The organism is Acidobacteriota bacterium, from assembly GCA_016208495.1.
In the GTDB taxonomy this organism is placed as follows: domain Bacteria; phylum Acidobacteriota; class Blastocatellia; order Chloracidobacteriales; family Chloracidobacteriaceae; genus JACQXX01.
Genome location: JACQXX010000096.1, coordinates 1 through 16,128, shown reverse-complemented (window position 1 = coordinate 16,128; position 16,128 = coordinate 1). Strand labels below are relative to the sequence as shown.

Sequence of the window (16,128 nt, the reverse complement as noted above, 5' to 3'; positions counted from 1 at the left end):
GCCTCCCTGTGGATCAACCGGCTTTGGTATGGTCTGTTGTGGATTCCAGGTACCGCCTGTCCTCACATAGACATACACTTTCTCAGCCCGGGTCCCAACCACAATGGTTTCCCCATCAATTCCCACCGATCTGCCGAAAAAGGCGTTTGATGCGGCATCAGGGGCGGTCAATTTCTGTTGCTGCGTCCAGGTGGTTCCTGCCCGCACAAACACATAGGCTGATCCTTCATTGGAGCCACCAAGGTCATCACCTGGTACCCCAACCACAACGGTTTCTCCGTCAATGGCCACGGCTTCGCCGAAACTGTCGTCTTGCGCTCCGTCGGAGGCCACAACTTTAGCCTGTTCAATCCAGGTGCGAAGCGTGGTGCAGGTAAAGACAAAGGCGGACCCTTGTTCATTGTTGGCGCCGATGTCGTCGAAATTCGACCCGATCACGATTGTTTCGCCGTCAATCGCGGCTGAGCTTCCGAAATTGTCACCCAATCCCCCATCCGAAGCCGTCAACTTTTGCTGCTGGCTCCAGGTTGTGCCTGCCCGCACGTACACATAGGCGGCGCCTTGATCACCGTTGGCCGGTCCGGGACCGGACGGTGACCCAATCACAATCCTTTCTCCAGAAAGAGAGGCGGAGGTTCCAAAAAAGTCGTTTGCCGCGCCGTCCGAGGCGGTCAACTTCTGTTGTTGTGTCCAGGTTGTCCCATTCCGGGTGTAGACATACGCCGCCCCCTGATCAGCATTGGCCGAACCTGGTCCGGAAGTCGCCCCCACCACGACCGTTTCCCCGTCAATTGCAGCCGAAAAACCAAAGCCATCGAACAAGTCTCCATCCGAAGCCGTCAACTTCTGTTGCTGTGTCCAGGTCGTTCCACTCCGCACATAGACATAGGCCGCACCTTGATCAGTGCTGGCTGAACCCGGCCCCACCGCCGAGCCAACCACAATCGTTTCCCGATCAATCCCCACGGCAGTTCCAAACTGGTCATTGCTCGCCCCATCCGAGGCCGTCAATTTTTGTTGCTGCGTCCAGGTCGTTCCACTCCGGGTAAACACATAGGCTGATCCCTGATCGGCATTGGCACCGACATGATCAAATGACGCGCCAACCACGACCGTCTCCCGGTCAATTGAGACAGCAGCCCCGAAACGATCATCAAGCGCCCCGTCCGAAGCCGTCAATTTTTGTTGCTGCGTCCAGGTCGTCCCTGATCTGACATAGACATAAGCAGCACCCTGGTCGCCACTTACCGATCCTGGACCGACCATCGCCCCAACCACGATTGTCTGCCGGTCAATAGCCACTGAAACGCCAAAAAAGTCAGTACTGGCCCCGTCCGAAGCCGTCAATTTTTGTTGCTGACTCCAGGTCGTGCCACTTCGCACAAACACGTAGGCGGCGCCCTGGTCGCTGTTGGTCGGACCTGGTCCAAATCGTGTCCCAACGACTGCCGTTTCGCCGTCAATCGCCACCGATTCGCCAAATATGTCCTGGGCGGCGCCATCTGAAGCCGTCAACTTTGATTGCTGGGTAAAGGTTGGGTCAATCGTAATCGGATACACCGCTCCCTCATCAGCGATTTCCCACACCAGACGACCTGCCTCTATGGCGAGGCGTGCCGTCAGTGCCCGCCCCGTCGCGTCGTTGACTTTGAGCTGGTCATAGCGCAGCACCCGGTCCCCGTCCAAATTGAGAAATTCCACCGCCTGGCCATTGTCTACCCCTTGCGCTTTTAAGCTTCCCTCCAGGTCAAACACCACCCGCAGATTTTCGGCATTCTGACTCTTCCCAGGTCGCTCTGAGATCACCATGCCATGTTCGAGTCCCTGCGGACCGTTGACGAACCATTCTTTGAATGAAGAATGAAGAATTTCGAATGAAGAATTTCGAACCAGTTCCACCCGATTCGTCACCACGGTTGGCGTGCCCGAGGAGATTTCAGCCAGTTGGCTTCCATAGCCGATTCCGCGTAGCTTCAATTCCAGAAACCATCCTGGATTCCCGCTTTTTCCGTCAATCAGATGCACGCCTTCAGGTGTGAAGTAGCTGGTAAACCCCTGGGCCGGATTTTCAGCTTCATAGGCCCCGTTTAACCGCTTGAATCGGGGATGCTCCGCCCAGTTCACCCCATAGCGTGCGGCGGTCACTGCCTCCGCCAGTGAGTCGTAGGATCCATTCTGCTTCAAATGTTCAATCGCTTTTTCACCGATGAAGGTTGGGGTGGCACGTTCAGCTTTGAAATGACTTGAACCCAATCCGGGCTGAGATTCAGCTTGACTTGCAACCAGTGTCAATTCAAGGGTGATGCCAAAGAACAAACCAATGGCAATGATTCCAATCAACCGGGGGGATTGCGGCATAGATCCTCCAGGGCAACGGTGAAGGCACGCCGGTCGGTTACCTCTGGTTTGAAGCTCAGGGCTTCAATGGGTTTTCAGCCCTCGGAGTCTTCATTCTTCAAATTGGGGGTAATAGATTTTGGGTGCTCGATTTTATGGATTTGCCTGAATGTGAGTGTTTTCACTTTCTTATTACAGATTTGGAAAAACATTTCAATCCAACTGGAAAAAGCCATTTCTTTGGAGTGCTGGGACTTATCACCGCTTTGGTACTCAGCGACTTTTCTGCCGACAAGTCGGCTTATGGAAAAGCGGTGACAAGTCCCCGCACTCCAAAGAAAATCCCTGGTTGTATTTTTTCTTGCCGTTTCTATAGAATGACAGCACATCTTCCACCTTTTTGCTGTCTTTGCCTCAAAGCGTTTTCTTCATGAGAGTTTCGATCTGAACCCTGACTTCTGAACCCTAAACCCTGAACCCTGAACCCTGAACCCTAAACCCTGAACCCTGAACCCTGAACCCTGAACCCTGACTTCTGAACCCCGAACCCCGAACCCTGATTTATGCTCAACCTTCCACTCAACCCGAATCAAAAACCTGTTAAGGACTACTACCACCGCCTCGAACAATTTGCCGCCGTTGATGCCAGACACGAAGGTGCGGTGAGCGTTCCCTTTCAGTCGCTGCTGGAATATTGCTGCACCAAAACCGGGTTGACCCTGGTTCCCCAGTATCCAATCAAACGTTCCGGGCAATATCCACTCCATGCCGATGGAGCGATTATTGACCCGTTTTACCTCACCCACGGGATTTGGGAAGCCAAGGACGAAAAGGACGACCTCCGCAAAGAAGCCAGGAAAAAGTTTGATGTCGGCTATCCCAAAGAAAACATCCTCTTCCAAAAACCAACCGAGGCCATTTTGTGGCAGGCTGGAAAAGAGGTTCAAGTCGTCAATCTTCGTCAGCCCGAACAACTCGTCGGTGTTCTGAAACGATTCTTCGAATATGTGCCGCCCGCCTATGCCGAATGGGGTCAGGCGGTCGAAGAGTTTAAAGACCGCGTGCCCGAACTCGCCGGAAGTGTCCTCAAGCTGATCGAAACCGAACGCAAAACCAACCGGAAATTCATTGATGCCTTCGCTGGTTTTGTCGAACTGTGCCGCCAGTCGGTCAACCCCAATTTGTCGGAAGCGGCGGTTGAGGAAATGTTGATTCAGCACCTGCTCACCGAACGCATTTTCCGGCGGGTCTTCAACAATCCAGACTTTGCCAACCGCAATGTGATTGCCCATGAAATTGAAAAGGTCATCTACGCGCTGACCTCCAAAGCCTTCAACCGTGACGAGTTTTTAAAGAGTCTGGATCGCTTTTACAAAGCGATTGAAGTGGCGGCGGCCACGATTGACGACTACGGGCAGAAACAGACGTTTCTCAACACCGTCTATGAAAAGTTCTTCCAGGGGTTTTCGGTCAAGGTGGCCGACACCCACGGCATTGTTTACACACCCCAGCCGATTGTGGATTTTATGGTCAAGTCGGTGGAAGAGATTCTGCAGAAAGAGTTTGGCCGCTCACTCAGCGACAAAGGCGTTCACATCCTGGACCCATTTGTCGGAACGGGCAACTTCATCGTGCGCGTGATATGTGAAATCCGCAAATCGGCCCTGGAGCACAAATACAAACACGAACTGCATTGTAACGAAGTTATGCTCCTGCCGTACTACATCGCATCAATGAATATCGAACACGAATATGTCGAGCGCGTCGGCAGTTACGAACCCTTTGAAGGCATCTGTTTGGTAGACACCTTTGAACTGGCGGAAGGCTCGCAAACCGCCTTTGCCTTTATGAATGCCGAAAACACGGCGCGGGTTGAAAAGCAAAAACAGACGCCGCTCTTTGTCATCATCGGCAACCCGCCCTATAACGTCGGACAGTTGAATGAAAACGACAACAACAAAAACCGCAAGTACAAGGTGATGGATAAACGCGTGGCTGAGACCTACGCGAAGGATTCAGCCGCGACCAATAAAAACTCGCTGTCTGACCCGTATGTGAAAGCCATTCGCTGGGCAAGCGACCGAATCGGTAAAGAAGGAATCGTCGCGCTCGTCACCAATAACAGCTTTCTTGATCAGATTGCGTTTGACGGCATGCGCAAACATCTTGAGCAGAATTTTGATGCACTCTACTGCCTGGATTTAGGCGGCAACGTGCGCAAAAACCCGAAGATCTCTGGTACAACCCACAATGTTTTTGGAATTCAGGTTGGCGTAAGCATCAATATCCTTGTAAAGCGCAAAGAACGAACTGGAAAACCGCAGATTTTTTATACCCGAACCGATGAATTCTGGCGCAAGGAAGAAAAGTATCACTTTCTTGAAGATAAAAGTTCGGCTGGAAAGGTTAATTGGCAATTGCTTTCGCCTGATGACAACCATACCTGGCTGACTGAAGGATTGCATTCAGAATTTGATACCTTCATTCCAATGGGAACAAAGGAGTTAAAGGCGGCCAAAGAGACAAATGTTCAGGCAATTTTCAAAAATTACGGTCGTGGAGTCGCCACCTCACGGGATGACTGGGCATACAACTTTAACCGTAATGAGTTGAGTTCAAATATCAAACGAATGATCGAGACCTACAATGAACAGGTTTTCAAATGGAGCCGTCAATCCAAAGGGACTAAAATTGATGACTTTGTGTTGAATGACGACAAGAAAATCAGTTGGTCAGAGGGGCTGAAGAGATACCTTGAAAGAAATCTGAGTATTGAATTTGATGAAACACACATTCGTTCGGCTCTATATCGCCCTTTTACAAAAGCAGTTTTTTACTTTGATCAGTACCTGAACGAACGTCGGTATCAATTCCCTTCTATTTTCCCAAACCCAAATTCAGAAAAGGAAAATCAAGTAATTTGCTTAACAGATTCGGGCTCAGAAAAGCCATTTATGGTGATGCTGGTCAATATTTTACCGGATTTACATTTGGTAAGCCCTGGCTGCACGACTCAAAGTTTTCCCTTCTACACTTACTCAGAAGACGGCTCCAACCGGCGCGAGAACATCACGGACTGGGCGCTTGAGCAATTCCGCACCCACTACGAAGACCAGAACCTTACCAAATGGGATATTTTCCATTATGTCTATGGGTTGCTGCATCATCCCGAATATCGCGAACGCTATGCCGCCAACCTGAAACGCGAATTGCCGCGCCTCCCCTTTGCGCCGGAGTTTTGGGGCTTTGTCGAAGCCGGGCGGCAACTTGCCACACTGCATGTCGAATATGAACAACAGCCGGAATACCGGCTCCGTCACGTCGAACGCGAAGACCTGCCGCTGTCGTGGCGCGTCGAGAAGATGAAGCTTTCAAAAGACAAAACCGCCCTGATTTACAATGACTTCCTGACGCTCGAAGGCATCCCGCCGGAATGTTATGACTATCGGTTGGGTAATCGCTCTGCGTTGGAATGGGTGATTGACCAGTATCAAGTCTCGACCGATGCCCGGAGCGGCATCACCAACGACCCAAACCGGCTGGACGACCCGGAATATATCGTCCGGCTGGTCAAACAAGTCATCACCGTCAGCCTTGAAACCGTCCGCATCGTGAAATCATTACCGGCGATAGCTCCTTCCTTTGGAGTGCGGTGACAAGTCACCGCACTCCAAAATTTGTTCTATTCGGAATAAACTTCTAACAGAATGTTCTTTTTTTGATCAAGAATGCCATTTCTTTTATAAGGAAAGGTCATTTCTTTGTGTGGAATGTCCATTCTTTCTTAAAAACTGCTTCGTCACTCAAAAGAAAGGTGTTTTTTTCCAACGGAAATGGATATTCTGTGTCAGGCACGGTGCATATTTTGACGTGTTTTATCCAATCTTTGATCTGGAAAAGCCATTCCACTGAATGGGAACTTCAATTGAAATCAAACAAAGGAGCTTGTTTATGCCGCGAAAGCTGACATCCAGAGAATATGATGCTCTGGTTCAACGGTTGGAACGAATGGCGGATGGCATTGCCAAACATAAAGCTGAACCTGATTTTCCACCACGCTTGAAAGAAGATGAACGCCGTACTGCCCGGCAACAGTTGGAGGAGTTACGATTGACCTATGAAAATTTTATGCGTCAAGCTGAGCGAGCCTATGATGCCTATTCCGAACATTTCACTAAATGCGAAGCCGATTTGAGCAAAGACAGTGATTCGCTCAAGGGGTTTTACGGGAAAACCAGCCCGATGCTGGCGGATTTTGGGACAACGGTTCAAGCTCGCCCAGTTGGTCGGGCCAAAAAAGCCCCGGAGAACAATAAACCCTAGACCCTGGAAAAACAATTTGGAGTGCGGGGACAAATCCCCGCACTCCAAATCTTTTCTTGTTACCTGATCTTCGATGGCGACCGGAATTGCCCCACTCCAGTCCCAATGCCGTTTGGCGAGCCAATCAAATTCCACTGCCCGGTTGGGAGAAACCGGCCCTGGATGCGATGGTTTGAGGTATCGCCTACGATCAAGACTGGAGCCCCTGACAATGGTCCATTGAGGAACTGGCTGATCGTGACCCCTTCCGGACGATTGACCTGACCCAATCCTGAGCCAGTCAATGCCATCGTTGACGCACTCGCCGGGTTGGCATTGGCCCAGCGCAGGATGCGTGAATTCCCCGTATCCGCCACAAAGAGTGTTCCAGTGTCGTCAATGGTGATTCCCTGTGGGTTCTTCACCTGGTTCATGCCGGTTCCAAATGAGGCCAGAATGGTTCCACTCGTCCCACTTACCGTCGTGTTGGCATTACTGATACGCAGAATGCGACTGTTACTTTCATCCGTTACAAACAATCGAAATGTCGCATCAATCGCCAGACCACGTGGGCTCCCAACCTGTCCGCTCGCGGCACCGTTGGTGGCAATCACGACACCGGCGCCCGGCACGCCTCCATTGAAACGCAGCACCCGACCATTTCCGGTATCCGATACATACAGGTTGCCATCTCCATCAAGCGCAAGTCCTTGCGGCACACGAACCTGATTCAACCCGGAACCCAGTGTCGCAAAGTTCGCCCAGGTTGCGCCACTATCCGTTGACCACTGAATGCGGTTATTGCCCGTATCGGCCACATAAATCCGTTGAATATTGGGGCTGCAGGTCACGGCTTCGGGCAATCGGAACTGGCCGGGACCGGTGCCAATCGTCCCAACACCGATAATGATCCACTGTGTGCCGTCAAAGCCCTGGATCCGATGATTGGTCGTGTCAGCCACCATCAATCCCACCGGGTTGCGCAAGAAAATGGTCACCGAATCACTGACTGGACCACAGGGCCCCGGTGGATCGTCGGTCGTGAAGGTCAACGTGATCATTCCCGCGTTGCTTTCACTCTGCGTCGCCGTGTAGGTTGTGTTCGGGTCCGAAGCGTCGGTAAACACCCCTGCTCCGCCGGTCCATATTCCGCTGGTGGCACCGTTCCCGAAGGTGGCCGCCAGCATTGCCGTCGGATTGGTTGTCAGGACGGTTTGATCCGGTCCGGCATTGACCGTGGCCGGAGGTTGAATGGTAATCGTCACCTCCGCCATCGCCGCCAGACAGGGGGGATTGGACACTGTCCACCGAAGCGTAATCGGCCCAGCGCCGCCCGTATGCGTAAACGTAGTATTCGGATTAGTCGCATTGCTCAGGGTGCCGGTTCCGCCGCTCACGACGCTCCACAGGCCAGTTTCATGGGGCGAAAGCGAATTACCCACCAAGGTGGTGGTGGTCCCAAATTCGCAGATCGTCTGCGAGACTCCTGCTTTTGCCACCGGCGGCAATCTCACGATCACCGTGGCACTCCCGCTTGATGATCCGGCGCACTCGTTGGCATCGGCCACTGTGTCAATGGCGTAGGTGGTGTCGCTGGCCGGATTGACGTTAAAGGTAAAGGGATTGGTGTCTGGCACACCGACAAACCCATAGTTTGCAACCATGACGCTATATGGCGCTGTCCCGCCAGTGACCGTCACGGTGAGGGTTGCCAGGCTTCCATTACAAATCGTTTCGCCGCTGCTTAATACCGCCGAGATGGATGGAACCATCCCCTGAATTTCAACCGCCCCAATGTCAGCCCGGCAGGACGCGGAAAGGCCGCGTTGATCCACATTGTTTGGACGGCTGCCGGAACCGTTATTGATGACCGGACTTCCCGGTTGCGGTAAATGAGTTTCGGTTAGCCCGCCGTTGAGCGCCAGGACCTCCAGGTTCGGGTCAGCCATTTGAGTAACACCCAGCAAGGCATTGGCACCGCCACCATTGACTTCGACGAGATTGGTGGCATTTCCGGTTTGCGTCACCGTTCCGGAGTTGATGGTGTTGATAAAGGCATCGGTGACACCACCGTCAATACTCGTCGAGTTCGCAAAAATCGAATTGACCACGGTCACGGTGGCCGTTTCCCCATCGCCCAGCACGTAGAGACATCCGCCGGCATGGGCACCGATCTGAGCGCCGTTTCCGCGTGAAGCCGTGTTGTTGTTGAAGGTACAGTTGGCAACGGTTGTGGTTCCGTTGCGGACGAAGAGACCAGCACCCAATCCGCTTCCAGATTGGGCAAAACTCGTAAAACCTCCAACCGCTGAATTGCCAGATAGGGTCGAATTGGTTAAGTCGAGCATCCCGGTTGAAAAAACTGCCCCGCCCAGTCCGCCACCGCCACCACCATTGCTTCCCCCAAAGCCACCGCCAAACCCACCTAAATTGCCGCCGAGACCGCTTTGTTGGCCACCGCCACCGCCGCCAAAACCCCCGATGCCAGGGTTGAATGCGCCACCCCCGGCGCCGCCGCCGCCGCCGAACCCTCCGTTTCCTCCAATTCCATCTATCGCGCCACCACCGCCGCCGCCAAATCCGCCAGCGCCCCCAATGCCAGGAAATCTTCCGTTCCCGCCGCCACCTCCACCAAACCCTCCAGGGCTCCCATTGGCGCTGAGACCGCCATTCCCGCCATTGAGACTTCCGCCAGAGCTGTTACTGTTTCCGTTGTTGACTGTCCCGCCGCCGCCGCCACCAGTTCTCATGATGGTACTGCCGGCACCGGAACCTGCCATGCCGCCACCGCCACCGCCACCAATTCCAACAGCCCCAGGTCCACCCAATCCGCCCATGCCGCCGCCGCCGCCGCCGGGTTCGCAACAAAACGACCCGCCTCCAACGACCTGGTTGCCCGAGAGGGTACAGGAATCAATCGTCAGTGAACCAGCGTTGAAGATGGCCCCGCCACTCCCAAGCCCGCCACCACCGTTTCCAATCGCGAGGCCGCCCAGCGTCAGACCATTGCGTAGCGTCACAGTGCGCAGAGTTAAATTCCCCGCTGGAAGCAAGGTATTCGGCGCCGGAGTTGTCGAATCCGGATTTGTTTCAACCGCCTGAACGCCGTTGATCGTGCCCGCAATGGAAAACAACCGGAAGGCTGGTGTTCCACCGAGACTGCTTCGCTCGATGACGGCGCCGTTGCCTTCAATCACGATGGTGCTGGAAATTGCCGGCAGTCCTGTCGGTCCATAGAGCGTCGTGGCCACAGTCGTCAAGGTGTAGGTCATTCCAGCCTGTAACTGAATCGTCACCGGACTGCCACCCGCGCACGGACATTCCGTGATGTTCGGGTTCCCATTGGCCGCCAGAATCGCCTCGCCCAGCGTGCAATTGCCGTTGCGCACTCCTTCCGGTGCGGCAAGCGTAACTTCCTGGACGGGACTGTTGACTGTAATCGTGCAGGCTGAAGGACTGACTGTCAGCGACACTTTTTGCCCTTTCGACGGGACTCGCCCCGAAGTTGCCTGTGACGAGGGAGTTTGCATTCCGACAATTCCGATTGTCAGCAGGACCAATACCCCCGATAGACTCCATCCTTCCCAGTTACGACGAATACCGGTGTTCGGTTGAGTGGTTGGACTGCTCATGGAGACCTCCTTTGGAAACCAGTCAAAGAACGAAAGAAGTGTAAGGGCGCCGTTGCGTTGAACCACCTCCTCCTTGAAACCTTTCACGGGTAGGTTTTTAATTTGCACCACGAAGCGTTGCGGTTCGGATAGCCGGTCGGTTGGCCGCTTTGGGCTTACACCACCGGATTATGACCGTGGGCTGCGCACCACGGCTATTTTGGGCTTACACCACCGGATTATGACCGTGGGCTGCGCACCACGGCTATTACACAACGACCCTGCGGGCCTAAGATCCTTATCCTGGCGCTTATGAGTGCCTTACCGGACCTTGGACGGGCTCCGGAATTGCCCGATGCCACTGCCGATGCCATTTGGTGCTCCGACCAGATTCCACGGGCCGGCGGAGAGAAACCGACCCTGGATCCGGTTGTTGCTGGTATCACTCACCACCAGCAACAAATCACCACTCAATGGCCCATTCTGGAAAAATTTAATCGCCACGCCTTCTGGACGATTGACCTGGCCCAGGGCACTTCCGGTCAAGGCCCAGGCGGTGCCAGTGGCCGGGTTGGCATTGGCCCACCGCAAGATGCGCGAATTTCCAGTGTCGGCCACAAAAAGATTCCCCGCCGGGTCAAGCGCCAACCCCTGCGGATTCATCACGTGATTGAGCCCGACTCCTTTGGCGGAAATGATGGAACCGGTGGTCGAAGTCGTCACCGTGCTGGCATTGTTGATTCGCAGAATTCGGCTCTGGGCTTCATCGGTGACAAACAGCCGGAACGTGCCATCAATCACCATTCCGTGGGGGCTCATAATCTGACCGCTTGCGGTTCCATTTGAGGCAATCACAACCGCATTTCCTGGAAGACCAGCACTAAACCGCAGCACCCGCCCGTTTCCAGTATCTGCGACATACAGATTTCCAAGCGCGTCGTAGGCCAGACCTTTTGGTGACCGAACCTGATTGAGTCCCGTGCCGTTGACGGCAAAGTTCGCCCAGGTATTTCCACCATCGGTTGACCAGTGAATGCGATTGTTTCCGGTGTCAGCCACATACACCCGCTGGCTGTCGGAACTCGCGACCACGGCTTCAGGTTGACGGAACTGACCGTCGCCGGAACCGACGGTTCCGCCTCCCACCACCAACCAGTTCTGACCATCGAACCGTTGAATGCGATTATTGTTGGTGTCAGCCACCCATAACACGGTATCGCTCCCGCAATTGATAAAGAAAATGGTGACTGAATCGCTGGCCGGTCCACAGACACCTGCTGGATCGTTGGTGGTCAGAGTGAAAGTGACGCTGCCCGACTGCATTTCAGCCGATGTGGCCATATAGACAGCGTTGAGGGCACTGGCATTGGGCAAAAATGATCCACTGCCGCCGCTCCAGGTGGCCGAAGTGGCACTGCCGCTGATACTTCCGTTCAGGGTAACCATCGGGTTGTCAGCACACAGCGTCTGATTGGTTCCTGCATCAACCGTGACGCGGGGGTCAATGGTAATAACTACGGTATCGAAAACTGACGAACAAGCACCCGGTGGATCGTTTGTGGTCAAAGTCAGCGTTGCCGTTCCAGCCGCAATTTCAGCCGCTGACGGAGTGTAGAGGGCATTCAAAGTATTGGCGTTCGGTGAAAAACTTCCGCCGCCGCTCCATGTGGCACTCGTCGCGGCACCGCCGATGCTTCCGTTGAGCGTGACGGAGCTATCTGAACAGATTGTCTGTGGCGTTCCAGCATCAACCGTTGGTTCTGGATTGATCATAATCATCACGGTATCGCTCACCGGGCCGCACGATCCGACTGGATCACTCGTGGTCAGCGTTAACACCACACCGCCGCCTGCCATTTCGCCAGGTGAAGGTGTGTACATGGCGTTGAGCGTACTGGCATTTGGCGAAAACGAACCAGCACCGCCGCTCCAGGTGCCACCTGACCCGGCACCACCTACGATGCCAGCAAGCTGAACCGGTGAACCAACACAAATACCCTGATTTGGACCGGCATCCACTGTGGCGGCTGGATCAATTGTAATGGTCACAGTGTCACTCACCGCGCCACAGAGCCCGGCAGGATCGTTGGTGGTCAGGGTCAATGTGACTGTTCCAGCCGTGATTTCACCAGCAGACGGTGTATAGACCGCATTCAACGTTGAAGCATTTGGATTGAAACTCCCGGCGCCACCGCTCCAGGTGCCGCTTGAGGCTGAACCGCCAACCGTTCCAGCCAGCGTAACAGCCGGACTGGAGGCACATACCGTTTGCGGATTTCCAGCTTCAGCCATAGCGACTGGACTGATAGTAATGACAACCGTGTCGCTCACAGGACCACATGGGCCGGCTGGGTCGTTCGTCGTCAAAGTCAACGTCACCGTTCCGGCTGAAATTTCACCTGCCGACGGTGTGTAGACAGCATTCAACGTGCTGGCATTTGGATTGAAACTTCCGGCCCCGCCGCTCCAGGTGCCATTGCTGGCGGTTCCACCGATGACGCCCGCCAGAGTGACTGCCGGGTTATCAGCACAGGTCGTTTGCGGACTTCCAGCATCAATGGTTGCCACCGGGTTAATTGTAATGGTCACGGTGTCGCTTACGGATCCACAGGGCCCAGTTGGATCGTTGGTGGTCAGGGTCAACGTCACGGTTCCGGCTGAAATTTCACCCGCCGACGGCGTGTAGACGGCGTTCAAGGCATTCGTATTCGGGTTAAAGCTACCAGCCCCGCCGCTCCACGTACCGTTTGATGCCGAACCGCCAACCATTCCAGCCAGCGTCACGCCAGTGGAGGCACACACTGTTTGAGGGTTTCCGGCTTCGACTGTGGCCACCGGGTTGATAGTAATGGTCACGGTGTCGCTGCCTGGCAAAGCCGAACCGGGTGGATCGTTGGTGGTCAAGGTCAGGGTGACCGTTCCAGCCGCGATTTCACCAGCAGACGGTGTGTAGATGGCATTCAGTGTTGAGGTATTTGGGTTGAATGTTCCAGCCCCACCACTCCAGGTAGCACTGGTTGCACCACCACTGAATGATCCATTTAAGGTAACGGCGGGGCTGCTGGCGCAAACCGTCTGATTGGCGCCAGCCTCGGCTACCCCATGATTGGGGACAGTGACGGTTGCCGTGGCGCTCGGCCCGGCGGCGGCAGCACTCGTCGTGCCATTGCCACAGGTGGCGGTCGCGGTTCCAGCCGCAATCGAAATCCCCACTGTCCCGGCGCCACTCGTCACATTGACCGTTACAGTTGGCGTCGAAGTCGTGCCGTTGGTGACATTGGCGGTGCCAACCACACTGCCCGTGGTATTCACCGTGACTGCCGCATTCGTCAAATTGACGGAAGACGCTCCACTATAGGTCACCGGGAATGAAACCAACCCCGGAGAATCAAACGAAGCAACGGAGGGTGCCCCAATCGAAACGACAAGCGGGCCTTCAAAGGCGCCGATGTCGGGTGCTGCGTCGCGGGTCACGCCACGTTGATCAGTGGTGGGTGTACCAACGGTTGTTCCAGCATCGCGAGCCGGGCTGGCACAACCGATGGCGTGAGTCTGGGTTGGGCCACCATTGCTGGCGAGTGGCCCCAGGAGGGGATCTGGTCCGACAATGTTTCCATTGACGCCATTGGAAATACCTCCCGTACCGTTGCTTCCAACCAGATTATTGGCGGCGAAAGAAACCCCACCGTCAATCTCGCTATCTCCATTCCCATAAATAATGGTATTTCTCAAATTAAGCGCGCCAACAAAATTTCGAATGCCATCCCCAGGACCGCCTGTGGTATTGCTGGTGATGGTGCAGTTTGCCAGGTTGATTCCACCCGATCCAAGAATGATGCTGATTCCGGCGCCACCATGAATTGATGCTGCCAAGTTGCCGGTAATGGTGCAATTTGTCAAAAACACGTTTCCGCCCTGGGTATGAGAAACACCACCCCCGCTTCCAGCGCCGCCATCGGTTTGAGTATTGCCGGTAAAGGTACAATTCGAAACGATAGACGTTCCAAATTCAAAGCTGGCGCCACCACCCTCCTGGGATGCGATATTTCCTGAAATTGTGCAATCCGTCATCGTCAAGGAGCTTTGGTTCCGAATGCCGCCACCCCGGCTCCCACTGTTTCCGGAAATCTGGCAATTCGAGATGGTGAGATTTCCCTGGTTGAGAATCCCTCCACCAAAGCCGCCAGTGCTTCCGCCGGAAATCGTCAGATTGTTCATACTGACGACGGCACCGCCACCCACTGTAAAAATGCGAAGCGAGCCGCCAGCCCTGAAAACAGTAAAACCACCACCGTTGATAGTGGTCGAATTTCCACTGTCGCTCGCAAATGTCGGAAGCGCCGACGTCAGACCAATGTTGGCCGTGAGGTTGATCACATCCGCTTGATTGTTCGAGTTGGCGGTGTTGATGGCGTTGACCAGATCGGTAGCATTGGCCACCATAAACGTCGCCGCCGGTTGAAATTCGCCCCGTTGTGATTCAGATTGCTGGCTTTCCGGTTCAGTCGGGTTGATCACAGGCGTGACGCTGCCATCCGCGAGCAAAATCAAACCGGCAGTGGGGTCATACCCATCACTTTTCAGATAATGAAACACCGGTTTATAGCCAGTTCCATCCAGCTTGATTCGAAAGACAACCCCGTGGTCATCTTCACCACCGTTGAGCGTCGTGCCATAGATGTTTCCCTGGTGGTCGGCCATCAGATTCCCTGCCGGGCGGGCACCGTCCAGTCCACCAAAATTCCAGATGGTCATCACTTCGCCAGTTTGGGGGTTAAAGCCAAAAAGAGTCCCCAGGTTTTGCGCCCCGCCAGTTTGAGTTGTCCCATAAAGCGTCCCATCAACATCTAAAAGCTGTGTATTGACGGCTTCGGTTTCGGAAAATTCATGCCAAACGGACCGTTCCCCATTTGGCAAAACCTGCACCAGCGCATGACCATCAACGCGAAAAAAACTTCCTTCCGGACCAGGAATGATCCGATTTTGATTTTTACTTGATTGAAGTGTGGCTGGAAGAATTTCCGATTGAATTTGAGACTGATGGTGGGCTGGCCCCTCTGACTTTGAAGTCAATGAGGTAAAGAGGCCAAACGAAAGGGTTGGAAGAGCAAGCAGAAGAAACAATCCGAACGGACGAAGCTGGGCAGAGTGGCGTGACGAAACACTCATGGGACCTCCAAGAAACTGGTAAATGACAAGGTGACAAGGTGACAAGGTGATAAATGACAAAGTGCGATAGCTTTGAATTCCCCTTGTTCTGCCACATGCGCAAAACCGAGATGATTTAACTCATCCTTAAATTTTTTAGCCTTTTTTCAGCAATCAGATTTGAGTTCATGGGTGAGACCTAAGGTAAGACGAATGAGTTCAGGCAACCCAAGTAAATTTTCTTTTCCCAACAAATTACAGGCTCCTGCCTGATGAGCCTTTTCCCGAATCCGTTCATCACGATATTTGGTCACGATCACCACCACAGCTTTTGGGTCAAAGTCCAGAATCTGACGCGTGCTGGTCAATCCGTCCTGAAGCGGCATCTCAATATCCATTAACACCAGATCAGGATGGGTCTTTTGATAAGCAGCCAGAGCCCCGACCCCATCGCCACATTCGTGAACAATCGGATCAAATTCCGACAGCAAATTGATCAAGAGCCGCCGCATCATCGGGTTATCATCTACAACTAAAACCTTGAGCATTGGGTTGACCTTTTCAATCAGGGTTCGGGGTTTTTTGGAAGGGATGAGGGATGAGGGATGAGGGATGAAATCAATCATCTTGTCATCTTGTCATCTTGTCATCCTGTCAAGATTCGGGGTTTAGGGCTTGGTACCAAGATATTTAATTGATCAGGCTGGTACATCGGCAGGAGTACCCATTT

At 53.8% G+C, this 16,128-nt stretch carries 6 protein-coding genes and 5 pseudogenes; 3 read left to right on the top strand and 8 right to left on the bottom strand.

The features are described 5' to 3' along the window. Positions 1 to 84: 84 nt before the first annotated feature. The 5 pseudogenes from HY774_19845 to HY774_19825 form a co-directional block, all read right to left on the bottom strand. Positions 85 to 291, bottom strand: a pseudogene (locus tag HY774_19845) (FG-GAP repeat protein). Positions 292 to 375: 84 nt separating this feature from the next. Next, a pseudogene (locus tag HY774_19840) lies at positions 376 to 609 on the bottom strand (FG-GAP repeat protein). A 102-nt stretch (positions 610 to 711) separates the two neighbouring features. Beyond that, a pseudogene (locus HY774_19835) lies at positions 712 to 966 on the bottom strand (FG-GAP repeat protein). A gap of 81 nt (positions 967 to 1,047) precedes the next feature. Beyond that, positions 1,048 to 1,266: pseudogene (locus tag HY774_19830) on the bottom strand (FG-GAP repeat protein). 117 nt (positions 1,267 to 1,383) lie between these two features. Then, positions 1,384 to 2,358: pseudogene (locus HY774_19825) on the bottom strand (FG-GAP repeat protein). Between the two features lie 134 nt (positions 2,359 to 2,492). On the opposite strand from HY774_19825, the gene HY774_19820 reads away from it, so the two are divergent. The 3 genes from HY774_19820 (at position 2,493) to HY774_19810 (ending at position 6,660) form a co-directional block, all read left to right on the top strand. Beyond that, positions 2,493 to 2,771 (top strand): hypothetical protein, encoded by a 279-nt coding sequence (locus HY774_19820; protein MBI4750741.1) that lies wholly within the window; start codon positions 2,493 to 2,495, stop codon positions 2,769 to 2,771. Between the two features lie 129 nt (positions 2,772 to 2,900). After that, positions 2,901 to 5,993 carry a DEAD/DEAH box helicase gene (locus tag HY774_19815; GenBank protein MBI4750740.1) on the top strand — a complete coding sequence of 1,031 codons (3,093 nt, stop codon included), beginning with the start codon at positions 2,901 to 2,903 and terminating at the stop codon, positions 5,991 to 5,993. A gap of 295 nt (positions 5,994 to 6,288) precedes the next feature. Then, the gene (locus tag HY774_19810; GenBank protein ID MBI4750739.1) at positions 6,289 to 6,660 is read left to right on the top strand and encodes a hypothetical protein; all 372 of its coding nucleotides are present in this window, start codon (positions 6,289 to 6,291) and stop codon (positions 6,658 to 6,660) included. 59 nt (positions 6,661 to 6,719) lie between these two features. Here HY774_19810 and HY774_19805 read toward each other — a convergent pair whose 3' ends face one another. The 3 genes from HY774_19805 to HY774_19795 form a co-directional block, all read right to left on the bottom strand. Further along, a complete protein-coding gene (locus HY774_19805; GenBank protein MBI4750738.1) occupies positions 6,720 to 10,271 on the bottom strand; it encodes an NHL repeat-containing protein in 3,552 nt (1,183 codons plus the stop codon). A 300-nt stretch (positions 10,272 to 10,571) separates the two neighbouring features. Further along, positions 10,572 to 15,419 (bottom strand): hypothetical protein, encoded by a 4,848-nt coding sequence (locus tag HY774_19800; GenBank protein ID MBI4750737.1) that lies wholly within the window; start codon positions 15,417 to 15,419, stop codon positions 10,572 to 10,574. Positions 15,420 to 15,565: 146 nt separating this feature from the next. After that, a complete protein-coding gene (locus HY774_19795) occupies positions 15,566 to 16,024 on the bottom strand; it encodes a response regulator (GenBank protein MBI4750736.1) in 459 nt (152 codons plus the stop codon). Positions 16,025 to 16,128: the final 104 nt, after the last annotated feature.